Source organism: Methanobrevibacter sp. (genome assembly GCF_045114555.1).
In the GTDB taxonomy this organism is placed as follows: domain Archaea; phylum Methanobacteriota; class Methanobacteria; order Methanobacteriales; family Methanobacteriaceae; genus Methanobrevibacter.
In genome coordinates this window covers 21,144-33,832 of record NZ_JBGUKT010000022.1, presented here as the reverse complement: position 1 = coordinate 33,832, position 12,689 = coordinate 21,144, and the positions used below count along the sequence as shown (strand labels likewise).

Genomic DNA, 12,689 nt, shown 5'->3' with positions numbered 1-12,689 from the left:
TTTTATCTATTTTTAACTATTTTTTAACTATTTTATAACTAAATAATTATTTTTCAAATGCTCTTTCTAAAAATTAATTATATATTTAATAAATATAATTAATTATAAAATAATTTTAATAAAATAATTTATAAGATTAAATCAATATTTTAATATATAATAAATATACTCTCAAAATTAAAAAAATTATAATTTTTAGGTTTTATCATGTTAAATTCGTTATATACAGAGGCTATTAGAAAAAAAGGATTAATCAATGAACCTTTGGAGGAATATAAGGAATCTGAAATAGACATTGAATCCAAATGGCATGAAGAGGAGATTATTTCAAGTGATTCAAATCTTATTCTTGCTGCTGGTGATGGAAGCTATAACAAAAAGAAATATCTCAGCTTCAATTTCTATGCAGTGGCTGCACAATCTCTCATTTATAATCCAAATGATACAGAATCAAAACTAAAGGCAATTGAATCTGCAGAGCTTGATATCATACCTCATCAATCATTCTTAGAGGAAAGATTGCGTAATATGATGAGCATATTTGAGATAAAGACAGCAATAAAGACATTCAATGATTTTGATATCGATTATTATATGGATGATGGATCTATTTTAGGCGATTTGATACGTCCTATTCCAGTAGAAAAGAGCATTTCACCAGAATATAAGGCAAATATTATAAATCAAGTCAAGGAAAAGCTGGAAACTGAAATACAATCCAATGAGTTAAATCTATCATCATTTAATTTTAAGGAAGAATTTAAAGACTTGTTTGAGGATGAAAACATTGATGAATATGCTTTAATAACATTCCTGGAGAGCTTGGAAAACCTGATTGCCTTAAAATATCTTTTGGAAAACAAAAAGAAAATAATCGCTATTTCTAAAACTTCATCAAGCAATGAGATATTCCATGCAAATATACCGGATATGGCTATTTTAGATGGAATGACAAGAAAGCAAGGATTCAGTGAACCGTACCATAGAAAGGTAACATACAAGACCAAACATGATTTCCCAATAGAAAATGAGTTCTTTAGAGAGCTTTGGTTTACAATATTCTTTGCAAGACTTGATGACAATAAGAACATTATAAAGATAGAATTGCCTTTTTACACTAAGGATTTGGATGAAATAAGGGAAATCTTAAAGGTTTTGAAATCAAATTCAACTGAAGGATATCCATTTTTACTAAAGAAAGCACATAAGGATGTTGTCATTTCAAATCAGGATATGAATAGCTTGTCTAAAATAATCGGATTTTTAGATAAATCAGGTCGTGAAATGTTAAATTAAGATAAATAATCAATATAAGATAATTATAATCGAAATTAATTTTTTATTGAAGTTTATAATATAAAAAAATAAATATTACTAATATAATTGAGTTTAGAGGTTTAAAAATGATTGGAAGATGCATTGGAGAAACATCTCTTATTGAAGTGAGTTTCATTTCAAAAGAAATGCCGCAAGTATGTGAATACGTAACACTTGAATATGATGGAAAAATCATTCTAGGGATGATAGAATCTATGGTTCGTGGAAGCGTTTCCTTGAATAATGAGATATATGATCCAGATACAATTGCAAAGATAAGGGAAATTGAAGGTGATGACTATTACATTAAGGGCAATATATCCATTCTTGGTGATGTAAATGACAATTTAAAGTTGCCACGTACTCCCGCACCTCCTGGAACACCTATTTATCCTGCTCCTAGTGAAGTTTTGGATAAGATATTCCACATTGAAAACTCTCTTAAGCTTGGTCATCTAATAAACAATGAAGATGTAGAAGTGGGTGTAGACATCAATAAGATGGTTTCTCGTCACTTGGCAATTCTTGCAATGACTGGTGCAGGTAAGTCAAATACAGTTTCTGTAATCATTGATGGTCTTTTAGAGTACAACGGTTGCATGCTTATATTTGATATGCATTCTGAATATGTCGATGCGGAATTTACAAATGGCAATGTAAATGTTATAGAACCTATGATTAACCCACAATATATGGAATTTTCAGAGATTAAAAAATTGGCAAGCATTCCTTCCAACGCTCCTTTGCAAGAGAGATACTTTAGAAGAGCTTTTAACGAAGCTAGAAGATTGGTGAAAGAGGGAACTGCAAGCACTGCTGATTTTATAGAATTATTATACAAAATCCTTGATAACTGGTATAATGATGAGGAGTATGATGCCAGCAATAAGAAAAACATTATGGATGTAATCAATAAAATAGAGGATTTGAATGTAAAATATGATAGATTGTTAAATGTTAATATAGGGGACTTCCTGACTCAAATAAAACCTGGAATGGCTAATGTTCTTGATTTAGGACAAGTCGATGAGAATATGGCTGAAGTATTGGTTGCTCATGTACTTAGAAGATCCCTTAGGAGCAGAAAACAATTTGTCAGACACAACGATAATGACGCATTATCCTATCCATTATTCTTTGTAGTTGAAGAGGCACATATTTTAGCACCTCAAAACAGAAGCAGTAACAGTAAGTATTGGATTACACGTATAGCTAGAGAAGGTCGTAAATTTGGTTTAGGCCTTTGTTTAGTAAGCCAATCCCCTAAATCTGTTGATGCTGAAACATTATCACAAGCTAACAATATGATAATTCTAAGGCTTGTAGAGCCAAAAGACCAAAGGCATGTCCAAACAGCAAGCGAAAGTCTTAGTGAAGACTTGGTAAAGCAATTGCCATCACTTAACATTGGTGAAGCGTTGGTTTTAGGCCTTATGACCAAGTTTCCAACCCTTGTAAAGATCAATGAATTCAAAGGACGCCAACGTGGTGGAGACTTAAATATCATTGAGCAATGGCAATCAAAAAAAGAAGATGAGGAAAAAGCTTTACAAAAGGAATTAGACCAATTTGTTAATTTAGGTGGAGGATATTAGATTTAGAAATCTTTATAAGTTACTAATTTCTTAATATTGTTGAAAAAAATTTAAAAAATCTTATATTTTAATAATTATTTTAAGGTGATTATAAATTAAAAAAAGGAAGGAGGGTGAAATAAAATGCGTTTTGCACATTTATCTGATAGTCATTTAGGTTCAAGACAATTTGGACTATTGGAACGTGAAACCGACTTTTATGACGTATTTGCTAGGAATATAGATAAAATAATAGAAAAAGATGTGGATTTTGTTATCCATAGTGGAGACTTATTTGATAATAACAGACCTTCTACAGAAGCATTGCTTGCATTCCAAAAGGCATTGCTCAGATTGAATGAAGCTAAAATACCTATTTATGCCGTTGCTGGAAACCATGATTCAATCTTAAGGAAAGGAGCATTGCCTCCACAAGTTCTATTTAAAGACATAGGACTTAAATTAATCAGCGATAATCATCCGATGTATACTGAAGGGCCAGTATTAATCTGCGGAGTTCGTTATGTCCCAAGTTCACAAAGCAGAGCTTTAAAAAGTGCTTATGATCAATTATCCAAGATGGCAGACAAGTATCTTAAGTCCATTTTGGTTTCTCACCAAGGGATTGACAAATGGATGCATGAGGATACCCATGAAATAGAGTTATCACAAATGCCTAAAAACTTTGATTACTATGCAATGGGTCATGTTCATAATTATGTTGAAGAGGATTTCGGCAAAGGAAAACTGGTTTATCCCGGATCTATGGAAATATGGAGAACAAGTGAATCCAATGAGAATTTCAGGGAATTCGGTAAGGGATTCGTCGTAGTGGACTTAAGCTATGATAAGCCTCAAGTTGAAAGAGTGAAGATTGACCTTCCAAGAGAGTTCGTTAGGGCTGTAATTGATTACAATAAGTTTGAAGAAGGCCTCCGTGACGTTAAGGAAAAGATTCAATCATTGGATAATAAGCCTATGCTTGACTTGACTGTTGCAGGTGGAGATTTCGATAGTGCAGATATTTATGAAACTATCAAGGAATCCATTGGAGATAATGTATTGAATCTAAGGCCTAGTTTTAAGCCAGACAAGGTTTTGGAAGAGGAAAGGATTATAGATGAAAACAAGATATTGGACCCTAGAACATTGCTGCAAAAAAGAGTAAGAGAAAAATACGGCAAGGAAGAAGTAAATAAATTGTCCATTGACTTGCTAGACAATCTATCTGTTGGAAGAATAGATGATGCTAAATTTATTTCAGACAGATTTTATAGTCAACATTATTTTGATGAAGAAAAATCAAATGTTGAATTAAATGATGCTAATACAAAGAAATCTGATAGTTTAGATGATTATTTGGATAATAATTTAGAGGATTTAACTGAAGGAAATTCCAAAAATGAAAAGTCTAAACAGATAAGTTTTGATGACTTTTAGGGTGATATGATGATATTTACAAGGTTAGAATTGAAAAACTTTAAATCACATGCAGACACTACATTGGATTTCAATCCTGGGATAAGCTTGATTGTAGGTGAAAACGGTGCAGGTAAATCTTCTATTTTTGAAGCAATATCATTTGCATTATTCAAATCATATACTACAAAATCCGTTAATGATTTGGTAAGATCCAATAAGAACACAGGTGATAAGATTCAAATGGTAGTGAAATTGTCATTTGTCTCAAATGGAACTGAGTATATGGTTGAAAGGACTATAACCCTAACAAAATCCGGTTCCAAACCTACTTCAAACCTATATAAGATTGTAGATGGAGAAGAGGAAATCTATGTTTCTGGAAATAAGGAAGTGGATAAGGAAATTGAAGTGATTTTAAGCATGGATTCCTCAACATTCTTAAATGCGATTCATATTAGGCAAGGTGAAATAGCGGAACTTATTGATAAGACACCTGCTAAACGTAAGAAACTAATCGGTAAGCTGTTACGTCTTGAAGAATTGGAGAAGGCTTATGATAATCTTCCTAAAATCAGCGAGGACTATAAGACAAGAAAAGCTGTTTTAGAAGATAGGATACAGCCAGAGTCAGAGCTTAATTTTGAACTTAAAAAGGCAAAAGAAGAGCATTTCACTTTAAATGAAAAGAATAATGCCTTAAAGAAAGATCATGAAGGCCTTAAAAATGACATTGAATTAAAGAACAAGGAAAAAGAGGAATTAGACAAACAAAAGAAAGAGTATGAAGCTCTCAATATGAAATTAGTCCATGAAAATGAAAATTTAAATGGATTAAATAAGTTAAAAGAGGAGTTGTCTAATAAATACAATGAGATTTTAAGAAATGAAGATCAAATGAACCTCTTAAAGCCATATAGTGAAAAGCTTCCAGTCTATAAGGAATTTAAGGGGTCTCTTACTGATTTAAATAATTTTAAAGAGGATGAAAAAAGCAACAAGGAAATCATCACTAATATTGAAGGCTATAAAGCTATTATAGAATCTGAAAAGGAGAATCATGAAAGATTTGTATCTCTTGATGGTGAAACCAAGGCTTTAAATAACAAGAAAGTGGAATTGACTGCTGAACTCAAACGTTTAGATGAATTGGAGAAGGAGAAAAACACATTAATCCATGATATTGATCAATACAACAATGACTTGGAAACTTTCTACAATGATGCAAAAACAGTTTTATCTGAGTTTGAAGAGGAAATCAATCCAATCAAGACCAATGATGACTTGAATAGTTTGGAAAGTCTTGTTGAAACTCTTAGAACCAATCTCAAAAAGGAAATCAATGAGATTGAAGAGGAATTAAAGAAATTGAATAAGGAATCAATAAGCTTAAATCAGGAAATCAAGTCATTGGAAGAACCATTGTCTGACATTAAGAAAGTTGATAATAAATGTCCTGTTTGCCAATCAGATATTAGTGAAGATAAGAAAAATGAACTCATTCATATGTATGAGGAAACTATCAATACTAATAATAAAAAGATTGGTGAAAATAATGAGATTATCACTAAATTAAACAAGGACAAATCATTAAAAGATGCTAATTTATTAAAGCTCGATTCAATTAAAACAAAGATATATCAGAACAAACATATTGTTGGAGATTTGGACAAGTTTACAAAAAGTTTGGAAACTGTAAATTCCAAAATCAATGAGCTTCAAGGCAAAAAGAAGGAACTTGAAGAATTGGATAGGATAATTGAATCCAAGAATAATGAATTCAATGAGCTTGAATCTCATGATAAAAAGTATTTGGAAGCAAATACTCTTCTTAAATCTTCTCCAGATGAATCCAAAATCAAGGATGAACTATATACCCTTGCTGGTAAAATCAATCTTGAAGAAGAGAAACTTAAAGCTTATATCACTTCAGATTCCAATCTTTCATTGGATATGAGTTTTGAAACTTTGGATGAATTGATAAAAGACTTGTCTGAAAAGGATACAAGATATCATGTCCTATTAGGTTCTGTTAAAGCTAAAGAGGAATATGAAGAAAAGCTAAAGATTAAAGCAGATGAAATAACTCAAAAGGAAAATGATATCAAGGAAATCAAGAAAGCAATTGATTCTTCAGAATATAATGAAGAGAATTACAGAAATATGATATTCCTGATTGATAGGTTAAATGATAAGTTCAATGGATACTCTAAAGAGATTGCTGTCAATGACAACAACTTAAAGATCTATGAAACTACAGTGGAAACCATTGAAAAGACCATTGAAGCAAATAGAAAAAATAAAGAGGAATACATTGCTGTTAAGGAATACTATGGATTGCTTGAAGATTTAAGAACTTTATACAGCAAAGACGGCATTCAAAAGGACTTAAGAAGCCAGTCAAGACCATTGATTCAGAAGTATACAAGGGAATTCTTTGAGAAGTTCAACTTCAACTATTCTGACTTGATATTGGATGATGAGTATAATATTTCCATCTATGGACCTGAAGGGGAATCCAATATAGAAATGGTTAGTGGTGGAGAGAAAATAGCCATCGCTCTTGCATTAAGGTTAGGTATTACACAAGCCATGTCTAAGGGAAATATTGAGACAATTCTCTTGGATGAGCCTACCATTCATTTAGACACTATCCGTAAACAGCATTTAATAACTGTTTTGCGTAGCATGTCTGTAATTCCTCAAATGTTGATAGTAACTCATGATGATGAATTGGAGAATGCTGCAGACACTCTTATTAGAGTTGTAAAAGAAGATGGTATTTCTACAGTAAAAATTAACAGTTAAATCTGTTGATTTTAAAAATAGTTTATATAAGTAATTAATTTTTACTTATCTTATTTTATTTTTTATTTTTATTTTTTTTCAATTATTTTATTAATTAAAAAAGACTTTTTTCAGTATTTAAAAAAGAAGGAGATGATTAATTAAAAATCATCACAAAATTCATCATAATCTCCACTTACAATGGATCTTATGTCATCAACAATGCAGTTTGCATTCCATCCAACCACTGCTTTTGCTTTTTTCTCAAGCTCTTCTGGAACTATTTCCATACCATAAGGGCGCACTAGGAGTATAGGAATGTCAAATTCCTCTGCCTTTTCAATTAAAATGTCAATATGCATTTGATTGTAATTATAAATTCCGGATAAAACAACAATAACATCTACTTTTTCAAAGAAGCTTTCTCCAAATGGAGCATAATCCCTTGCCATTGATTCTGTCCATAAGAAGTCAGGTTTAGAGTATAGTTTCTCTGTAAATTGACCATATTCGTTTTCTTGATCAATTCCACGTGTTATAATGAGATTATAGATTTTATTGTCTTGTTCTTCTTCAAACATTTTATCCTTCCTTTTTTATTTTTTATATTTTATTTTTAGTTATTTTTTTGTTTTTTAGTTAATTTAATTTGATAGTTCAATTCTTATATGTTATATTGTTTTCTTAATATTAAAAATTTTATATAAAAATCAAATTAAATAATAATTTTTATCAAAAAAGAATATAGGGTAATCTAGTTATTATTATAAGTTAATTAAGTAAAGTTTATTTGAAAAATAGGATTAAAGTATAAATTGAAATTATGAATAAAATCTAAAAAGAGTTAAAAAGAAAGATAAAAATTAAGTATTTTTAGTTTTTTTATATGGGATAATCATTTTTTTTAAAAATAACTTAATTTTTATTCTTTAACTTAGTTAGAGTCTTACCTTAAAGGTTATCTTCAATTTATTTTTTATAATTCATTTTATATAAATGTAATGTTTATTTAATGAACATTTATCTATTCATTTGGATATCTAGAAACAAATATTAATTATTATTATAATTAAGGCAATATTTTTAAGTTAAATAAAGTTTAAATAACTTTAATACAATTTAAAAGAAATTTATTACTCAATTTTATTTTAGAAATCAATAAATTATATTTTATTAAAAAAGCTAAAAAAGAAGAATCTTTTAAAAATTAAAATGACTCTTCATATATTCTCATTAGGAAATGAGCAAGAGAGACTATATCCATACGGTTATGCTCTATTATAGGAATTAAAGGACCAATATTCTTAGTTGTTAAATAAGTTCTATAGTAATCTGGAATATAAGCTCCAGGTACATCATCATCCCTTTTAATACCGAATAAATGCTCTTCAATAGTGGTTAATTTGCAATTAGGAAGCTTGTCTTTCCATAAATTCCTTGCAGGATAAATTAAGTCAAAATGAGTCTGGTCAAGATTGCAATCTATCCTATATAATCTGGCTCTGTTTTTTATGAAAGGAATATCGAATTTAGCCCCATTATAGGTTACATGAACGCTTGCTTCATCGATATGTGATAAATAGCCTTCAATGAGTGCAGGTTCCTCTTCCTTATTTCTAAGCAAATATTGATTGGATTCAATGTAATTTCCTTTTATCTCAGCAACTCCAACTAGAATAATCGCTGCATTTGATAATCCCAATGTTTCAATATCCATGAACTTGAGATTAAATGGATCAAGAGAACTTAAAGCCTTAATAGTGCTGTTTCTGGAATTAGGATACTTATTTAAGCTTTTCAATAGTTTGAATTCCTTTATGAAACATTCTTTTTCTATTCTTTCAATCATTTCTTCTGCATATTTAGCATAAGTGGGATGGTTTACCAAATCATAAAATGTATTGAAACCATTTTCCTTAAGTTTCATTTCTGTCTGATATCCTATTCCCGGCATTAATTTTAGGTTTGAAGCCAAATCCTCTTTAAGGGATTTATTCTTGTTTTCTAAGGAAAAGTCTATTTTTTCCTTTCTTGTGATTTTAAATGTTTCTCCATAAATATTTTCAATGACTCTGCTTCCTTCAATATCCATGAAATCCCAATCTTTGTATTTATGCATCAATCCAAATTTTAGATTGTTAAAATAAGTTAGAGAGTCTAATCTGGCTCTTTCGTAAGTTTCTTTAGATGGATTTGCAGAAGATAATGAATTTGATAGGATTTTCTCTAGGTATGCTTCATGCTCTTCTCTACGTGATGTCATAGTATCTTTAGAAATTTATATGGAATGTAATGTATGTATATGGCAATTCACAGCAAGGAACAACATCTCTTGAATTGATCACCACTTTTCCAAACTTATCCAAGTAGGATTCAATCTCAGCTCTCACAGCTTTGACCTTGTTTGGATCATGAACCCTTACATTTCCTAAAAAACTGGTTCCTTTAGATGTTTTCATGACTGAAAGTCCGTCCATTCTATAAGGAAGTTCATGTTTTTCAAGGATATTGTTGATGTCTGTATTGATTTGCTCTTTTATTTCATTTTTATTTTCATCAGTGATTTCCATAATATCACCTTTTAACATAATAAATAATTTATTTTTATGATAAATATATTATTTCATTATTTTGATTTTTTTCAATGTTTTAATTCAAGTAAAAATTCATTAGCATCTTCATGGCCTGAATCAATTGAAATGGCTTTTTTAACAAAGGATAAAGCACCTAACTTATCATCCTGTTCATAAAGGATTTTTCCAATGAGATAATAAGCATCTGCACTATCTTCCTTGATGATGATATTGGTTAATATCTCTTTAGCAATGCTGTAATTTCCCTTATTGAATTCCTCTAATGCATCATTATAAGCCTCATCTAGTGGATTAATATCTCCTTCAACTTCAGTTTCTGTCTCTGATTCTATTGTTTCTTCAGAATTTTCCTCATCCATATTCTTCTCTTTTTGATTATAATATGTTTCATCATAGGATATATTGTCCTCTAAATCCTGATTTTCCAATGCAGACAATTCTTCTGGAGATAACTTATTCATTTCTTCCCACATATAGTCCAAAATGAATTCAGTAGCTTTCTTATGCAAAGGCTTGTTATCATTTCCACATTTAGGTGAGTAGATACATGAAGGGCAACCGTTTTCACATTCACAGGTCTTAAGCAAGTTCCTTGTGGAATTGGTTAATTTGCTGAATACATCAATTGCCTTTTCACAAATACCGATTCCGCCTTCATATGCATCATAAATGAAAATTGTAGCTTCTTGGGTGTCTTCATGATAATTGGTTGAAAGTCCGCCAATATCAAATCTATCGCACATCACGTGAAGTGGGAAAAGTCCTATCAAAGCATGTTCTGCACCGTGGAGACCTCCTGCAAAGACTTCACTGTCATTTTTAAACCTTTCTTCCAATGTCTCCTTGACGCTATCTGGAATGGTAAACCATAATCCTTTTGTCTTGAATTTCAAAGGAGGCAAGTCTAGAATGTATGTTCCAATTGTCTTTGAAAACTCCATTCTTTTGTATTTGTAATAGTCTTCCTCTACTTCAAGCTCTCCATAGTGAACAGTAAAATCACCAATTTTAACCTTTTTGATTTTCTTAATGATTTTTGTTTGAGTTCTCTTAAGTGCAATTGTATGGGCATTGACATCCCTTTTGATCACATCAATAATATGTGTGTTGAAGTCAACATCAGTTACAATGTATGTTTGGCCTTTATTGATTAGAATAGCTCCTTCATGAGCTTCCCTATACATTTGAGACCTTTCAATCTTTTCAATCAACTGGTTTCCATTCATTACGCTGAATATTTCATTGGAAATTTGGTCAAGTGAAAATTCAAAGGCAGGATTATCGTCATATGGATAAATATAAAGCCCTGCACTCTTTCTCAAGTCTCTGTTTTGAACAATATTATTTATGAATTCCTCATCTACACCAAACACTTCTTCTATCTCTTCTGGAGCAAGAGGCAATTCATTTGCAGCGCAGATAATATGATTATTCAATAATTTTTCATTATTCAAATCGATTACAACGTTCTCATGAGGCTTGTCAAAGAAGAATTCAGGGTTTTTCATAAAGTATTGGTCCAATTGGTTTTCAAATGCAACCAATATGACAAGGGATTTCTGATTTCCTCTACCTGATCTTCCTCCCTGTTGCCAAGTTGAAATCATGGAGCCCGGAAATCCTGAAATAATTACAGCATCCAAGCTTCCTACATCAATACCTAATTCAAGTGCATTTGTGGAAGTCACTCCCAAATATTTCCTTGATTTAAGACCATCTTCTATTTCTCTTCTATCTTCAGCCAAATAACCTGCCCTATAAGCTGAAATCCTATCCACATACCTTTTTTTAGTATGCTCCATATCCCTTTTTGTCCATAATGCAATCAATTCTGCAATCTTTCTGCTTGATGTGAAGCATAATGTTTGTATGTCTTTGAGTAGCAAATAATGGAAAATCCTTTCAGTTTCCTGGTGAATAGATAGATTTTCATCATCAGAATGGACTGGCAATTTCTTATAAGGATTGTATAGGATAAAGTCTTTCTCACCGCTTGGAGAGCTGTCTTCATCAATCAATTCAAATTCCTCGCCAGTGAGCTTTTTTGCAAGTTCCAAAGGATTTGCAAGTGTTGCTGAGGACAATATGAATTTAGGATCGGAACCATAAAAATTAGCGATTCTCTTTAACCTTCTGATTAGGAATGCAACATTTGAACCGAATATTCCCTTATAGTAATGGGCTTCATCAATTACAATATACTTTAAGTTTGAATAGAAGCGTTCCCATTGGTGATGCCATTGCAAGATCAAATGAATTTGGTATGGATTTGTAAGAATGACCCTTGATTCCTGTCTTATCTTATACCTTTTTGCCTTTGGAGTGTCTCCATCATAAGGATTTGGATTGATATCAAGGTCCAATTTCTCATCGAATTTCCTTAAAACCTTCAATTGATCGTAAGACAATGCCTTTGCAGGATAAATGTATAATGCGCAAGCATCATTATCCTTAATGAGCTCTTCCAGCACTGGCAAATTGAAGGATAATGTCTTTCCGCTTGCAGTTGGTGTTGTAATGATTATATTCTTATCTTCTCTGGATTTTTCAATAGCTAAAGCTTGGTGTTTATATAACTTGATTTCCTTTTCCTCAAGGTAGTCCAATATCTTTTTCTCTAATTTGTCTACCTTTTTATAGCTAGCCTCTTTTGCTGGAATGGTCTCGACATGCTCGATTTTTTTCCTAAAACGAATATCGTTTTTAAACTTGTCGATATTTTCCATCTCATCCTTGTCTTTAGCCATATTTGTCATGATAATCATTAAAAAAGTAATTAATAAATATAATTTGTAAAGCGAATTTAATAAAACTTATCATATATTTCTTTTTGTATTAAATAAAACTTTTCCTATTAGTTTTCATTTGCTCTATGTTTATTTACTTAAATACAAAAATTAAAATATTTTATAAATTAATATAAGTATAGATATGACCATATATTAGAACTTAGATTATGACTAAGAACTATAGATTATGACTAAGAACTATAGATTAA

8 protein-coding genes are annotated in these 12,689 nt (G+C 30.9%); 4 read left to right on the top strand and 4 right to left on the bottom strand.

Going from position 1 to position 12,689, the window contains the following annotated elements:
• Positions 1-207: 207 nt before the first annotated feature.
• From ACJMLB_RS05150 to ACJMLB_RS05135, 4 genes are all read left to right on the top strand, one after another.
• Positions 208-1,296, top strand: coding sequence for a DNA double-strand break repair nuclease NurA (locus tag ACJMLB_RS05150; protein WP_405324229.1), 1,089 nt, complete (start codon positions 208-210; stop codon positions 1,294-1,296).
• A gap of 107 nt (positions 1,297-1,403) precedes the next feature.
• Positions 1,404-2,912, top strand: a complete 1,509-nt coding sequence (locus ACJMLB_RS05145) for a helicase HerA-like domain-containing protein (RefSeq protein ID WP_405324227.1) — start codon at positions 1,404-1,406, stop codon at positions 2,910-2,912.
• A gap of 123 nt (positions 2,913-3,035) precedes the next feature.
• Positions 3,036-4,331 carry an exonuclease SbcCD subunit D gene (locus ACJMLB_RS05140; protein ID WP_405324225.1) on the top strand — a complete coding sequence of 432 codons (1,296 nt, stop codon included), beginning with the start codon at positions 3,036-3,038 and terminating at the stop codon, positions 4,329-4,331.
• A 9-nt stretch (positions 4,332-4,340) separates the two neighbouring features.
• Positions 4,341-7,118: an AAA family ATPase gene (locus ACJMLB_RS05135; protein ID WP_405324223.1), complete on the top strand. Its 2,778-nt coding sequence runs from the start codon at positions 4,341-4,343 to the stop codon at positions 7,116-7,118.
• Positions 7,119-7,258: 140 nt separating this feature from the next.
• Here the strand turns inward: ACJMLB_RS05135 and ACJMLB_RS05130 are convergent, their stop codons facing one another.
• The 4 genes from ACJMLB_RS05130 to ACJMLB_RS05115 form a co-directional block, all read right to left on the bottom strand.
• Complete coding sequence (locus tag ACJMLB_RS05130) at positions 7,259-7,678, bottom strand: nuclease (protein WP_405324221.1); 420 nt, start codon at positions 7,676-7,678, stop codon at positions 7,259-7,261.
• Positions 7,679-8,304: 626 nt separating this feature from the next.
• Complete coding sequence (locus ACJMLB_RS05125) at positions 8,305-9,360, bottom strand: ribonuclease H-like domain-containing protein (protein ID WP_405324219.1); 1,056 nt, start codon at positions 9,358-9,360, stop codon at positions 8,305-8,307.
• A gap of 7 nt (positions 9,361-9,367) precedes the next feature.
• Positions 9,368-9,667 carry a hypothetical protein gene (locus ACJMLB_RS05120; RefSeq protein WP_405324217.1) on the bottom strand — a complete coding sequence of 100 codons (300 nt, stop codon included), beginning with the start codon at positions 9,665-9,667 and terminating at the stop codon, positions 9,368-9,370.
• A gap of 71 nt (positions 9,668-9,738) precedes the next feature.
• Positions 9,739-12,447, bottom strand: a complete 2,709-nt coding sequence (locus tag ACJMLB_RS05115) for a DEAD/DEAH box helicase (protein ID WP_405324215.1) — start codon at positions 12,445-12,447, stop codon at positions 9,739-9,741.
• Positions 12,448-12,689: the final 242 nt, after the last annotated feature.